Here is a 14,368-nt window from a genome sequence, read left to right on the forward strand (position 1 = left end):
AAGGTTGGGAGTAGGAAAACATACCCTATTCCCTAACCCCTTAACCTCTTAACGCTCTGGATTTGGTGCCGGACGAGTCGTTCCCGTACCTGGAGTTCCCGTGTTTGGAGTGTTCGTAGTAGGTCTAGTTGTACCGGGTGTATTACCGCTAGGAGAAGTTCCGGAACTGGAACCAGAATCACCTGAGTTTCCTACCATGCTCTGTGCCATATTGAGGTGATTGGCAACAACTGGCGCAATTTTATTAGCAAAGGCTTTTAGCTCAGCGTCTGTCCCATTGCTAATGTAGTTTTGGTAATTCGCTAAAGTTTTCCTGTGAGCTGCCACCTGTGCTTGCATGTATGCTTGGTCAAAATTTGTACCAGTCGCATTTGTAACTTGCGTCAATAAGGATCTATTTGCATCACCTACAGATGTTGGTAGTTTGTAACCCTTCTGTTGAGATATTTTTCTCAATTGTTGGGTGGAATTTTTATGCTCGTTAATCATCTGTTGTGCATATTTTTTCACCTCAGGGCTTTTTGCACGTTGAAGAGCTAGTTGACTTGTCTGGATCTCAAACTGGTCACTTTGCCCTGCCTGAGTCACAAATTCTTGGTCTATGTTAGCTGGCGAACCAGTACGATTTGTAGAGCCAGGAGCAGGGTTTGCTGTACCTGGAGTCTTCTGAGCAAGGATAGAATGCTCGGAGTTTTCAGAAGAACCAGGGTTGATGTTGGCTTGTCCTATGGTAGGAAAAGCAATCACAGCACTTATGCCAGCGACTCCCAGAAAGCTGCCAACAAAATTTTTGATGAATTGTGTCTGATTGTGCATAGTTCTTACCATCCAGTAGGTGTTGGCTTTCTGATGAAAACTTATCTGTTATTGTTGTTTCAATCTTCTATCTATGGAGTAGGTCGGTTTTCTATCTGTAGAATGAATTTTGAAGTATTAGACTTATCTCAGATTGGTTTCTTTAAGATAGTAAATACTTCTTTTATAAGTTAGACATATTACATAATTAATTGAGAAACTTTTCAAATATAATATTTTTCCAAAAAATAAAATTTTAGAATTTATGTAAAAATATGAAATAAGCACGATTGGAAGTCAAAAAATCAAAAATGAGTATGCAGTCTTCTTTAAGTGAAACAACTCGTCAATGGATGATGGTAAAAGGCTACAGCACTCAGAATTTAGATAGTCGTGGTGAAAATGGTGATACAGCTTTAATGAAAGCAACTAGAGAAGGTGTTGAATCAGTTGTTAAGGAATTGATAGAAGCAGGTGCAGATGTAAATTCTAGAAACAATGATGGAAATAATGCTCTGTGGTTTGCTTGTTTTGGCGATCGCTATCAATTAATTGAGTTGTTGCTATCTGTAAAAATTGATATTAACAATCAAAACGATAACGGTGCAACTGTCTTAATGTATGCAGCATCATCCGGAAAGACAGAAGTTGTCAAGTTGCTTTTGACACACAATCCAGATCTAGATCTAAAGAATTTGGATGATTATAAAGCAATCGATTTTGCTAGTAATGTAGACGTTTTAAGAATTTTGAAAAATGCCAGCCAGCAAAAGAGTAGGTAAGAATTACCACGACGCTACAAAACACTCATATGTTTCGGTGCTGACAAATCCAAACTATGTGGATGCATCTACCCAACCTTCTCAGTTTAAACGTTATCCAAAGTTTTACAGGCGGTTGAAACTAGATACCAACAATCCAATTCATTCATTTATTTGGCTAACAAGTGCTATAACTTTTGAGAAAAATTATCAAGATACCCCATACAAGTTGCGAGTTAATCCATCAGCTGGCGCTCTTTATCCTACCGAGATTTATGTCCAGATACGGGGAATTGAAGGAATAATTGACGGTATCTACCATCTTGAAGTTGCCAATCATTGTCTAACTCTTATTTATGAGTTGATTGATGATGGATTAGAAAGTTATATTTCACCAAATAATAGTATCAATGGATTCATTTTTTTAATCAGTTGCGTTTATTATAGGTCTAGTTGGAAATATCAAGACAGAGGTGTGAGGTACTGCTTTTTAGATAGCGGTCATCATTTAGGTGCTATCGCAGCCTCAGCTTACTTTCACAACAAAGATATCCAACTTATTTTTGATTTTGATAAACTCGCTCTCAATTTAGACTTAGGCTTTGAGAATAAAGAGTTTATTACAGCTTGTGCCATTTCTGGTGAGTTCCAAGCAAAAAAGGTCAGACACCTCAGGCTAAAAGTTCCTTTTGTCTGCGGAACTGATTATTTTGAAGCCAGTAAATTTATTGAAGATGGCTATATAGAAACTGCTTCGCAGGCAAGTCCCCAAAAGCAACTGGAATACCCGCAGTTCAGCTTTGACAAGGAAAAGTTTTTCCAAACTGTTTGGAACAGGCGTTCTAGCCGACGTTTTCTTAAAGGATCTATCTCTGCAAGCGTTTTCTGTAGTATTTTGCAAGAAGTGGAAAAAGCAATACCAACAGAAAGTTTTGAGGAGATAGAAATTTATTCTGTTGTTAACAGAGTTGAAGGAATATCCCCCGGTTTGTACTACCGAAATCGCCAGATAAAAATAGGTGATTTTAGTGACAAGGTAGGATACTTGTGCGTAAACCAATCTCTTGTCAAACATAGTGCTGTAACATTGTTTCTTGTATCTAATTACAGCAACTATCAAACTGCAATGCAAATTGCAGGTTTTTTAGGGCAAAGGGTATATTTATTTAGCAATTATTGGGGAATTCAGTGTAGTGGTATTGGCGCTTTCTATGATGACGAAACTAGCGATTTTCTAGAAACAAAGAAAGATATTCTCTACACGTTGGTAATTGGTCAATAGATGAAACAATCAAGGAATGAGGAAGATGAAGAGAAAGCATTTCTGGCATGAGGAAGATTCACATCCCGTTCAAGTAACATCAGCAGATATTATTTTACGACAGCAGCTTGAATATTCTATTAGTAGATATTTTTATGAAGGATGCGATCGCAACATCCAAGATTTATTAGCAGCTTGTAGGTGGTATGTCACCTCTCAGGCAACTGGTTTGACTTTAGTTATTGAATGTACCGACCAAATCACAAATTGGCGGATTTTGCAACAGTTAACAAATATGGCAGAATTACTGCACAAAGTTGTTAGCAGTGCTAAAATTCGCGTTTGTCCGCCAAAAGGACAGGGAATGCCTTTTGAAATGAGAGTTGACGAACTGTCTGTTTATCGGAATAGGGCATAGTTAGTAGTTGCTGGTTAGTGGTTAGTGGTTAGTAGCTATCAAAAACCAACAACCAACAACTAACAACTAACCCGATCAGAAATTGAAACCAACTCCCAGTACAAGCCCTACATCAGTATCATCCAGAAAAGCTGCATTGACAGCACCCGTTAACGTAAATCGACGACCTAATGGTACGTCCACACCCCCAGAGAGGAGGAAGCCAACATCAGCGTCATCGCTAGTTTCAATAGCAACACCAGCTCCTATGTAAGGAGCTATACCAAAAGTGTTGTTGAGAGCATTTGTGGAGCGCTGGGCAAAGTCGAAGGAAATAGGAACTAAAACAACAGTGTCATCTCCAATAACTACCGATGGTCTGACAGAGATGAATCGTGTCAGTCCAATTTTGCTGACAACTGCAAAGTTACCTTCAGCAAGGGCTGAATCACCACCCAAACCAATATTCCCACCAACTCCAATGTAGCTAGAGACACCGCGAGTTGCTCTTCCTGGCGTAATATTATCTCCTCCATTCCGTGGCTTTTGATTTAGACTCAAACCAGATGGAATGAGAACTTGGTTGATAGGATAAATAACACCGTTGCTTGCTTGAACGCCGGACTGAATAACACTGGCGTTGTTGACTGTGATTTGATTGGTAGTGGAATTAACTTTGAGATTGAGAGTTTGACCTTCGGCGGTTTCTATATTTCCACTCTTAAGTTCGCTGGTTGCGATCGCCCTAGGAACCACGTGGTATCTCAAAATTTTGATGAGTGTTTCTCTGTTTTCTGGCTGTTGTAACTGTTGTAAAGTGGATTGAGGCACAGCGGCAAATGCCTCATCTGTTGGAGCAAAAACAGTGTAAGGACCCTGTTGTTGTAAAGTATCGGCTAAACCTGCTGACTTTAATAAAGAAGTCAGAACCGTAAAAGAACCACTCGCCCCAGCCAGGGACACAATATCTTGGTTGTTTGCCGTGCTATCACCAGCTGTCCTACCCACAATATAACTAGCAGCTGCTACATTGCCAGGAATAGGTTGTAACTGTCCCAATCTAACCAAAGCTTGATATAAATGTGCTGCGGCTTCCGCACGTGTTAAGGCTACAAGGGGATTGAGTACATTTATATTTGGATAGTTGACGACAAGATTAGCTTGTGTTGCACTTGCGACACTACTTACGGCATAACTTGGAATAGTGCTGGCATCTGTATAGTAAGTTGTGAGAATCTGCTCTGTTGAAGTACTGCTTCCGGTTAAACCCAGACCGCTTGCGAGGGATACAATTGCCTGTACTTTAGGAATTCGCTCGTTTGGCAAAAACAAATTTCCTGGGTAGCCTGACATAAATCCAGTTTCATATGCTTCCCGAATTGCAGAAGCTCCCCAATAACCAGAAGGAACGTCTCTAAAACCGCCCTGGGCTAACTGTCGGACTTGGTTCTGGTTGAAAGCTTTTTGAATCATCGCAGCGAATTCAGCACGAGTGACTGGCTGATCGGGTCTGTAGGTACCGTCAGGAAAGCCAACAATGATTTCTCTTGCTGCTAGGGCTTGAATAAACGGTTGCGCCCAGTAATTCGAGCTAACATCAGGGAAGTTCGTGTTCTGAGCGACAGTAGGAGCACTGACCTGTGCGGAAACTGGAGCAGAAATCAATTTGGGAGCTACGGCTACACTCGCCACGCCTAACGCAATTAGAGCCGCACTTTTAGTTGTCCAATGCATCTTTTTATACATACCTTTATAAGTTACTTTGAGAGGGATAGCGGTAAAAAATGCACCAATGGAGCTGATATCCTCAAAAAAAAGAATTTTTAGCTTAAATTCTTCATATAGCTTGATATATCTCTTTAAGAAGTAACTTAGCATCTATCTTAAGCAAGGATTTCTTATGTGATGGGTACTACAAATTCTCTTCCTTTCTCGTGCTTGGACTCCGCTTCCCATGACTGAAGGAAGAACTCCCTCACCCCCAACCCCCTCTCCCACTGGGAGAGGGAGGAGCTTTCTCTCGTTCCCAGGCTCAGCCTGGGAATGCAGCTTACGAGGCTCGGTCTTGCGTGGCTGGCTGAAGGAGGTAGTCCTCTCTCCCGTTGAGAGAGGAAGCTTAAGAACTATAAGCACAACAGCTTACTAGCTAGCTCTATTTGATGAGAGGTTTGAGGTACTGTACTGCTTGTTTAAAGTTGTAGAAACTCGATCGTTTTCAAGACTAGACTTTTCGACAGCCAATCGGCGTTTATTAACTCGTAGTAAAGAAACTCCTACCACGATGAGCCAAACTTCCCAAAGCATGAATCCGATTGAAGCTGTTTCTAATACAGGTGTTGAGGAGATTATTGTAGCAAACATCTCGCTTTGTCCTAGAATCCATAAGGGAACTGTCATGATTCCCATCCAACCAACCCAACGCTTGAACAGGGGCGATCGCAACATTGCCATACTAACGCCTAATGTCCAACCGACTAGCAGTATTTGTCCTAGATGCTCGCCAATAACCACACCGCCATATTGATGAACCGCTTGGTAAACGACAACAACTGCTGCACGGGTTGTGTCACTTGCAGATGGATCGACATATAATTTAGCTAACAAGGGAATAACAAACACCCAACGCATTAGCCCAATTGACTGTAGCACGCTGGAAATAGCCCCCATTAGGGTAGCGGTCGTTAGGTATGGCGTATCTTCGCACTGCAACACTTTTTGGAGAAGGGTACAAGCAGGGATGAATAACAATGCGATCGCGGCAAAGAAAAACCACGTTAAAATCAGTTCGGTTCCACCTGCATGAAACTGAGTTAAAACGTAGTCAGTAGGTTTGCGTAGGATATCGTCATACTCAAAGTTTTGAGTTAGCAACCAGAAAGGCACATTAATTGAAACGGAGAAAAGAATAAACAAAGCGCCTGTGGTTCTGACAAACTGTAAGCGATTCATCATAACTCCCTTTATTTTTTAATACAAAGCGTTTTGACTTACAGTTCCAAGGTATGCTTTCTAATGGTGTTTGAATTGACCGATTGTGCCAAGTCATTGACTCCTTACGCCGTTTCGGAAAACTGTGGCGTGAATGTTCCTAAAAGTTTTACTGCGATCGCTGAATTATAGAAATAATTTCTTGAAAAACTACTTCAGCAGAAGATTTGACTGTAGAACTTAACTCAAAACCAAAATCCAGATTTTCTGCTTCTATTAAATAAACTGTGACTTCTTCAGGAAAGTCTTCTTTGAAAATTTTCCTACCCGCAGCCAGTGCATTGTCCCAACGAAAATCATGTAAGTTATAGCTCGGTTCTGGTAACGCTTCGAGTTCTTCTCCTGGAACTTTAAAAATAGCTCCCGGTTCGGAACCCGTGGAGCTAGCATCCAGAATCATTAATTTTTTGCTACCTCTTGCTTGAAACATCACTTCCATCCCTGCTGTACCGCAATCATAAACTCTCACTTGAGGATGGGGATGTTGGATAAGATATTGCTGTAACTTTTGAGCAATGATTACGCCTACAGCATCATCGCTACGATTAAGATTTCCACAACCTATAATGGTAAACATTAAACAGTACTAAATTAACATTTAGCTTGTACCGAGCGTTTGCCATGAAGTGGGTCGGCACTACCAACAATATACGCTAGCCATTGGCTACAATCAGAGCAAGCTTAAAAAATCTTGGTATGATAGCTAGCCGCTTCTAACAGCCAAAAATGACTGTTGAGGGATATTTTGAATGGGAACCTCAACAGGACTTTTGCTAGGAATACGTCAAATGTAGCTCTACTATAACACTATCAAAGCTTGACATTGTAATAAACAAAGCACATTTTTCTTTGATCCCATATACGATCTATCAAACCTTCATCTTTGAGCTTTTTTAAACATCTGCTAACAGCCGCTGAGCCGTACAAATTGATATCTTTCACTAACAAAGCACTTGTGTATGGTCTAGAACGTATGTGTTTGATAACAAGTTCCATACAGGAAAGATGAGTTTTACCTTTTTTTAGCGTGTTTGAAGTGACTGGTTGCTCGCTTTCACTTGTTGGAGTGAGTATCTTGCTCATAATTGTTTTTGTTAAATCAGTTTCTCTAATTAATTTCAGTCTAAAAACCATTATAAATAAAATCAATTTTGTTTTTTTATTAAAACGATAAATAAAAATGATTGAAATTTTAAATAAAATAATGTAGTTAACAAAGAATGGATTGCCAATTGGGAATTTAGCGATCGCTCAAGGGATATTTTTTGGAACGATTATCAATATAGCAAGTTTTGAATACCAGGTACATTATTGAACCTGTCTTAACAAATCTCCAGTCCTCTTTCAGTAGGAACTTAGCCAAAAGTACAGGTAATAACCTCACCCAAGGGATAGGTAAAACCTCAACCCAAGACTAGGGACAAAATATAGCAGATTGAGTAAATTTAAGTTTTGTATTTGTCAATGAGATCCAAACTAACTTTGTACTCATGATTCACAAGTATGAAGAAGCACACAATCAATTATTTCTAATTAAAGAATAAAAGAAGTAAATGGAATGGTTTCAACCGAGGAAACAATAATGCTAACCTTGCGAAAAGGTGATAGTGACAATGAGGGAATTTACTACGGTGTCACATTGGTGCAAGAGCTTTTAGTAGTTCTAAAAGAATTGCCCTCCCATGCATTATCTGGAAATTTTGACGAGACAACACGACAAGCTGTCATGCGTTTTCAGGAAAAAGTTGGTCTAAATGTTGATGGTATTGTTGGTCCCAAAACCTGGCAAGTGTTAGGAGATATTTTGTTGAAAGAAATTAATAATTTTTGATTGAGAATGATATAGCTGAATGCCGACCTATAGAAATTTTATAATTGATTTTCAATCGATGTACTATTGCTCTCCGAATTCTATTCAGAGGGTATACAAAGGGAGCATCCCCATTTGGAAAAAACATCGGGCGATTAAAATCGCGTCTATACAAACAAAGTCCACGTAGGTGGACTTAATAAGAAGTCCTTGTCTTAAGGACGAGCGCCTGTGTAGCTGCGATTGAAATCGCAAACGTCTTTTTCCCACATTGGGATGCTCCCTAGGGATTTCCTAAATTTGTGGAAGCGCTTTAATATCTACACCATTTTTATGACCGATCTCATACAACTTTGCCAATTGCTCTTTCAATGCTTCAGCTAATTTCTCGTCTGGAGGTAAAGTGTTGTTCTTTCCTTTTGGAACTAAATACAGGACGTATAACGAAATAAACTCAACTAAAGTTCCCACCCCCGGTAAAGCATGTTGGTCAGCTTGTTTTCCTGCTAAGAGAATAGCTAAACCACCTTCTATTGAGTTCCTTGTGACCTCTAAAAATTGACTGATAAGTTCTTGAATAAAGTCTTGTGGGGAAAGATTTTCTAACTTTTGTAAATCGGGAGTAAATTCATATCCTGCTGCTATTGCTTGTTCTAAGATACACCATTGGGTAAATTCTTGCAGTGCTTCATCATTCAGGTGTAAAAGATACTTGTGTAATGTTGGTTCTGTCACGGGTTCACCAATGTAAGTGTAAGGAAGAGAATCTCACGCAAAGTCACCAAGGCGCTAAGGACAACTTTGCGTGAGATTATTTATGCTGTCCGAAAACGTGCGAGTTCTTGACCCGTTTTTGCATCATGAGCATGAACGGTACAAACGAGACAAGAGTCAAACGATCGCGCTACGTGTCCAACTTCAATAGGATCGCTAGAATCCACAATAGGCGTTCCAATCAAAGCTTCTTCAATAGGTCCGCGTACCCCTTGAGCATCTCTCGGTCCTACGTTCCAAGTTGTGGGAGCAATCACTTGGTAGTTTTTTATCTTGCCATTTTCTAATTCCACCCAATGGCATAGAGAACCCCGTGCTGCTTCTGTTGCACCCCAACCGCGTCCGTCTTTCTCCGTGGGTTTAATATACCAAGGGTCATTTAATCGGAACTCACGCAAGCAATGTTCTGCTTGTCGGTACAACTTGACAATTTCATGCACTCGTGCAAGCTGACGTAGGTGAGTACTTGCTCCACCCATTGCTTTGAATGCACTCAAGATAAATCCATCGTAATGCTGCCAAGATTCCCCATGTGTGCCACCTGCTACTAACTGACGGGCAAGTGCTCCAGCTTCCAAACGCCCATAGTCTTGATGACGGACTGCAGTTGACCAAGAGTAAGCATTTTCAAAGTCTTTGTCGTTCTGCTCAATTGGTTGAGTTACGCGATTGAAAGGATGAATATCTTCTGTTCCTTCGTCATACCAGGCGTGAGCGGTATTTTCGCGAGCAAAGGTATGATCCATGAGAGTGTGAGTATCGCTAAAACTGTCATACACTCCACTCTTCATAATCATGGCAGCATTACGCGAGGCAATTGTAGGCTTTTGGTACTTATCTTCATGAGGTAAATATCCCCAAGTTACATACTTACCTACACCTGCACCATATTTATCCAAACCAATATCCAAACCCATACGCCAGTAAAAACCCAAGTCAGAATTGGCATGATTTGGGTTTTCTTCTAACCAAACCATGAAGTCTTCATAGGTTTTAATTTGTTCGTAACGTTCTAAAGAACAACCCAACCATACTGGTTCCAACCAATTGGTGCGGAAATATTCAAGAATTGACCAAGCACGGGTAATATCCGTTAGGGTAGGGGCGCACATCACACCACCAGGAACCATGTAGCTAGAATGTGGCCACTGTCCTCCCAGTAATGCATAAATTTCTACTGGCTTGCCAGAAATTGTGACACCGAGTTCGTAAGATTTGCCAGTAAACGCCGCAAAGCGCCTGCATGCTTCTTCGTAAAAAGAACTTTGCTGGTACTTTTTATGCGTAAGATCGATCGCAAACAAACCGTAAAAGTAGCGAGGAATGCTTTGAATAGTTTCAACGATTTGACCCAAATTCCTTGCCAAAATTGCATTGCGTGGAACTTCCGTTCCCCATGCTGTATCTAATGCCCACGATGCACAAGTCAGGTGAGAACCACCGCAAATACCGCAAATACGAGGAGTTGCAATTAATCCTGCTTGGGGGTCTTTACCTCGGAGAATAATTTCAAACCCGCGAAAAAGTTCGGCATGAGTCCAAGCGTTAACTACATACCCATCTTCTATATCTACGCGAACATCTAAATCGCCTTCAACTCTCCCAACGGGAGAAATATCTAATGTTTGGATTGTCATTTTTGTCTCCTGTATAAATTGCTAATAGCTAATTGCTAATAGCTAATTGCTAATAGTTAATTGCCAGTTTTTTACTAGCCATTAGCCCTTCGGGTTCGCCCTTCGGGTTCGCCAGTCCCCTACGGCGGGAAACCCGCCTGCAGGGCTGGTCTCACCAGTCCCCTACGGCGGGAAACCCGCCTACAGGGCTGGTCTCACCATTAGCCATTAACTAAACTGTAAAAATATCTTCTTCTGCCCAGGTAGGTACCATGTTCTTAGCGACAACGGTAAGAAAAGCATAGTCTTGCCTTTTCATTCCTGGGGGTATATCTTTAGGAACTCCCATCAGGGTTTGTGTCTTAAACACTGTTCCTGGTTCGAGGTCGTAGAAGGGGAATTCTGGTTCGGTACACCCCAAACATGGCATTCCCGCACGGGTTTTGGAGGAGACTCGGTTCCATAAAATACGGTTACATGAAGAATGAGTCATGGGACCGCGACATCCTAAGTCGTAGAACAAGCATCCTTTGCGCTGACCAAACTCTGCAACTGATGCTTTATAGGCAAAATGGACGTTACGGGTACAACCTGTTTGTGTAAAACTTTTGAAAAATGTTTGCGGGCGGTTGAATTCGTCAAGGGTTATGTCGCTCAAACGCCCTGTTGCGATCGCAACTAATATTTGGCTAATCCAGTCAGGATGAGCTGGACATCCAGGGATATTAATGACTGGAAGACCTGCTTGAGATCGATATTCTGTTCCTAAAAAACCACCCTTTTGCCGTTTGAGAAACTGCAATCCCTGCGATTGGCTGGGATTGGGAGCAGTGGCTGGTATTCCTCCCCAGGTCGCGCAGTCTCCTACTGCTACAACAAATTTAGCAACTTTTGATAAATCGAGCAGCCAATCTTTCATAGGACGCTCGGCAAACCGATTCCAGTTACCTGTTCCGTTGGGAGCATTGACTACACTACCTTCAAAGACTAATATATCAAGAGGAATTTTTCCAGAAATACAGTCCCGTAAAAGCGCCTGCAAGCGATCGCCTAGTTCCAGACCTAAAGATGGATGCCATAGGACTTTAATGCCGAAATCAGCGATTAAATCGCAGACTGTAGGTTCTTCAGCATTTAAAAATGATATGGTGTTGCCCGAACAGGCACCACCTTGCAACCAGAGTACGTTAGTCATCTGTGGTGTATTTTTATTGCCGACAATACATGGCTGAAATGATTGGTTCAGTGGAGTCTCAACGAAAACAGTTTGGTAAGTAAGAATGTATGAAAAAGAGGCTTGGGTCGAGAAGTGGCGTTGAAGATCCAAGCCTCTCAAACAGCGAGGAAATTATGCCAAGTACGGACACATTACCTATAAAAATTTTTTAGAACAAGACTTAGCGAAACTGCCTGAGAGCCGTAGCTGCTGACCAACATTTATCTTTATATTATGAATTATTTTGCAGCATAATGCTTTACGATCGCTCCAAAATTCATCAAACTATGACAAGGCACTGAAACCTCTTATCGATCGCGTTGTTTTTGCGATCGCATAGTTTCAAATCTTGAATTTATACAGGTGTCAGTAGCTTTCTACTGCATGCTAAATGGACAGATTTATTAGTTGGTGGGATTTCCATCTTCTTGTTTGACCTTAAGTAGCAGTATAACATCTGAGATGAAAGAGTCTAAATCATCATTTCGTACTGTCATAGCTTTTGTATCAATTAAAAATAAAAAAATATTTGTCAATAAAATTTCTTATAGGAAATTTAGATGAGGTATTCATGAGACCTTTTAAATAAATTTTTGTTATGGTATTTCTAAAAAAATAGAGCTTTATTGTTTGAGAGAAGCATTAAGCAGTATGACAGATTTATTTTCTAGTTTAATATCAGGTGATGTTAACTTGATAGGAGATTTTTTGTTACTTTGCATAGGACTTCTCCTATCTCTTGTTGGTGGCGCTCTTGGTGGAATGCTGTTAGCAGGCAAAGAATTTGGTTATCAATTTTCTGCTACACTTGGCAGTTTGTTAGGCCCTGCAGGTGTTATTCCTGGTGTCATTGTAGGGCTAGCTGTACTGAAGATTTTACTGAATTGACAAATAGGTAATTATTTGGTTACTGATTACTGTTAAAAGGAGACATAATGTTTCAGATTGCATGGTTTTCTGCTAAATTGTTCTTCAAAGGAAAATTATTTCGCGATCCTATCTATTTTATCAAACAAATCGCGTTCGCAAGTATTATAAGTTCGTTAGTGTTAGTCTCACTAGTATTAGTGAAAGTACCGTTATTAGTAGCAGTTGCAGCCTCTAGCTTACTGACAGGTATAATAATGCCTTTCCTCTTCAAAGACTTCAAAATGCAGTAAGTGAAATTGTTAGCGATCGGTTAACCGTTAACAATTAAGAAGCCAGAAGAAAGTATACATGACTCAAGAAACACTTGAAGAATTAGTTACAGAAATCAGCAGATTTGAAGCAATTATTGCTGAATGGGATGAAACCCAAAGAGGAGTAGCCGCAGGTTTAAAACGAGCAATTGAAGCTTTACACAAAGAAGCTTTGACACGTTTAATTAAAAGTGTTAAGCAAGAATCCATGGCAGCGCTACGCAATGCGGTTCAAGATGAAGTCGTATATGGAGTCTTGCTGTATCACGAACTGATAAAACCCCCTGTACCACCTTTATCACAACGCATTCAAGAAGCTCTTGAGCAAATCCGTCCGGGGTTAAAAAGCCATAATGGAGATGTCCAACTAGTTGCTATTAAACCACCAGACACGGTGGAAGTAAAATTAATAGGAGCTTGCGGTCATTGTCCGGCTTCCAATCTCACATTATCTCAAAGCATCGAACAGGCAATAAAAACATCTTGTCCTGAAATTACCCACGTTATCGCAGTTCATTGATTGGTTAGATGATGTTTTAAAAGTGGGGGATCTAGCAGAGCCATTCTCATGCTCCGAGTCTCTGGTACAGAATGCAGAGTGCAAGGCTCCGCCTCCCAATCAAGTATTTCCAAGCGGAGCCACCGGCTCGAGGTGACAAGGAACTCTTAACTCTGTGTTCCCTGTTCCCTTTTTTTGTAATTATGCTGTCCGAAAACGTGCGAGTTCTTGACCCGTTTTTGCGTCGTGAGCGTGAACGGTACAAACAAGACAAGAATCAAACGATCGCGCTACGTGACCAACTTCTACTGGATCGGTTGAGTCCAATATAGGTGTTCCAACCAAAGCTTCTTCAATAGGTCCGCGTATCCCTTCAGCATCGCGAGGTCCTATATTCCAGGTACTGGGAGCCATAATTTGGTAATTTTTAATCTTACCACCTTCAATGTGTAGCCAGTGACACAAAGCACCTCTTGCTGCTTCTGTTGCGCCCCAACCCTGTCCGTCTTTTTCTTTAGGTTTAATATACCAAGGGTCGTTTAACCGGAACTCACGCAGACAGTGTTCTGCTTGTCGATACAACTTGACCATTTCATGAACGCGTGCGAGTTGACGTAAATGAATACTTGCACCGCCCAACTGCTTAAATACATTAAGAATAAATCCGTCATAATGCTGCCAAGATTCACCATGTTTGCCACCTGCGACTAACTGGCGTGCAAGTGCTCCGGCTTCTAACCGTCCGTATTCTTTATGACGTACTGCTGTGGACCAAGAATATTTCCCTTGAAAATCTTTGATATTTTTTTTAATAGGTTTGGTTGTGCGGTTAAATGGGTGAATGTCTTCTGTTCCTTCGTCATACCAAGAGTGAGTTGTATTTTCTCTAACAACACCACAATCCGTAGAAGTATGGGTATCATTAAAACTATCATATACCCCACTCTTCATAATTAAGGCTGCATTTCGTCCCTCTATTGTTGGTTTTTGGTATTTTGACTCGTGAGGTAGGTAACCCCAAGTTACATACTTACCTACACCTGCACCATATTTATCCAAACCAATATCCA

15 protein-coding genes are annotated in these 14,368 nt (G+C 40.9%); 6 read left to right on the forward strand and 9 right to left on the reverse strand.

Going from position 1 to position 14,368, the window contains the following annotated elements:
* Nucleotides 1-48: 48 nt before the first annotated feature.
* Nucleotides 49-816, reverse strand: a complete 768-nt coding sequence (locus tag AB0756_RS24445; RefSeq protein ID WP_050045221.1) for a DUF4142 domain-containing protein — start codon at nucleotides 814-816, stop codon at nucleotides 49-51.
* A 290-nt stretch (nucleotides 817-1,106) separates the two neighbouring features.
* Here AB0756_RS24445 and AB0756_RS24450 point away from each other — a divergent pair, with 290 nt between their 5' ends.
* The 3 genes from AB0756_RS24450 to AB0756_RS24460 are packed head-to-tail and all read left to right on the forward strand — an operon-like array spanning nucleotide 1,107 to nucleotide 3,235.
* Nucleotides 1,107-1,577: an ankyrin repeat domain-containing protein gene (locus tag AB0756_RS24450; protein WP_038073679.1), complete on the forward strand. Its 471-nt coding sequence runs from the start codon at nucleotides 1,107-1,109 to the stop codon at nucleotides 1,575-1,577.
* Nucleotides 1,552-2,838, forward strand: coding sequence for a SagB family peptide dehydrogenase (locus AB0756_RS24455; protein WP_038073683.1), 1,287 nt, complete (start codon nucleotides 1,552-1,554; stop codon nucleotides 2,836-2,838). The genes AB0756_RS24450 and AB0756_RS24455 overlap by 26 nt, the downstream gene beginning before the upstream one ends.
* A gap of 25 nt (nucleotides 2,839-2,863) precedes the next feature.
* Nucleotides 2,864-3,235: a hypothetical protein gene (locus AB0756_RS24460; protein WP_038073690.1), complete on the forward strand. Its 372-nt coding sequence runs from the start codon at nucleotides 2,864-2,866 to the stop codon at nucleotides 3,233-3,235.
* Between the two features lie 75 nt (nucleotides 3,236-3,310).
* On the opposite strand, the gene AB0756_RS24465 is transcribed toward AB0756_RS24460, so the two are convergent.
* The 4 genes from AB0756_RS24465 to AB0756_RS24480 form a co-directional block, all read right to left on the reverse strand.
* A complete protein-coding gene (locus AB0756_RS24465; protein ID WP_038073707.1) occupies nucleotides 3,311-4,960 on the reverse strand; it encodes a fasciclin domain-containing protein in 1,650 nt (549 codons plus the stop codon).
* Between the two features lie 396 nt (nucleotides 4,961-5,356).
* Complete coding sequence (locus AB0756_RS24470; protein ID WP_237265934.1) at nucleotides 5,357-6,166, reverse strand: DUF4386 domain-containing protein; 810 nt, start codon at nucleotides 6,164-6,166, stop codon at nucleotides 5,357-5,359.
* 145 nt (nucleotides 6,167-6,311) lie between these two features.
* Nucleotides 6,312-6,779, reverse strand: a complete 468-nt coding sequence (locus AB0756_RS24475) for a hydrogenase maturation protease (protein WP_038073692.1) — start codon at nucleotides 6,777-6,779, stop codon at nucleotides 6,312-6,314.
* Between the two features lie 233 nt (nucleotides 6,780-7,012).
* Nucleotides 7,013-7,285 carry an iron-containing alcohol dehydrogenase gene (locus AB0756_RS24480; RefSeq protein ID WP_137986112.1) on the reverse strand — a complete coding sequence of 91 codons (273 nt, stop codon included), beginning with the start codon at nucleotides 7,283-7,285 and terminating at the stop codon, nucleotides 7,013-7,015.
* Between the two features lie 499 nt (nucleotides 7,286-7,784).
* Between AB0756_RS24480 and AB0756_RS24485 the strand changes: the two genes are divergently transcribed.
* Nucleotides 7,785-8,033 carry a peptidoglycan-binding domain-containing protein gene (locus AB0756_RS24485; protein ID WP_050045222.1) on the forward strand — a complete coding sequence of 83 codons (249 nt, stop codon included), beginning with the start codon at nucleotides 7,785-7,787 and terminating at the stop codon, nucleotides 8,031-8,033.
* A gap of 273 nt (nucleotides 8,034-8,306) precedes the next feature.
* Here the strand turns inward: AB0756_RS24485 and AB0756_RS24490 are convergent, their stop codons facing one another.
* From AB0756_RS24490 to AB0756_RS24500, 3 genes are all read right to left on the reverse strand, one after another.
* Nucleotides 8,307-8,747, reverse strand: a complete 441-nt coding sequence (locus tag AB0756_RS24490; protein ID WP_038073701.1) for a hypothetical protein — start codon at nucleotides 8,745-8,747, stop codon at nucleotides 8,307-8,309.
* Between the two features lie 80 nt (nucleotides 8,748-8,827).
* Nucleotides 8,828-10,423, reverse strand: a complete 1,596-nt coding sequence (locus tag AB0756_RS24495) for a nickel-dependent hydrogenase large subunit (RefSeq protein WP_050045223.1) — start codon at nucleotides 10,421-10,423, stop codon at nucleotides 8,828-8,830.
* A gap of 211 nt (nucleotides 10,424-10,634) precedes the next feature.
* Nucleotides 10,635-11,597, reverse strand: coding sequence for a hydrogenase small subunit (locus AB0756_RS24500; protein ID WP_038082422.1), 963 nt, complete (start codon nucleotides 11,595-11,597; stop codon nucleotides 10,635-10,637).
* Between the two features lie 672 nt (nucleotides 11,598-12,269).
* On the opposite strand from AB0756_RS24500, the gene AB0756_RS24505 reads away from it, so the two are divergent.
* Nucleotides 12,270-12,506 carry a hypothetical protein gene (locus tag AB0756_RS24505; RefSeq protein ID WP_038082423.1) on the forward strand — a complete coding sequence of 79 codons (237 nt, stop codon included), beginning with the start codon at nucleotides 12,270-12,272 and terminating at the stop codon, nucleotides 12,504-12,506.
* Nucleotides 12,507-12,836: 330 nt separating this feature from the next.
* Nucleotides 12,837-13,319 (forward strand): NifU family protein, encoded by a 483-nt coding sequence (locus AB0756_RS24510; protein ID WP_038082425.1) that lies wholly within the window; start codon nucleotides 12,837-12,839, stop codon nucleotides 13,317-13,319.
* Between the two features lie 180 nt (nucleotides 13,320-13,499).
* Here AB0756_RS24510 and AB0756_RS24515 read toward each other — a convergent pair.
* A partial coding sequence (locus AB0756_RS24515; RefSeq protein ID WP_408104010.1) for a nickel-dependent hydrogenase large subunit occupies nucleotides 13,500-14,368 on the reverse strand: 869 nt, incomplete at its 5' end.

This window comes from Tolypothrix campylonemoides VB511288_2 (genome assembly GCF_045999855.1).
GTDB lineage: Bacteria > Cyanobacteriota > Cyanobacteriia > Cyanobacteriales > Nostocaceae > Scytonema > Scytonema bouteillei_A.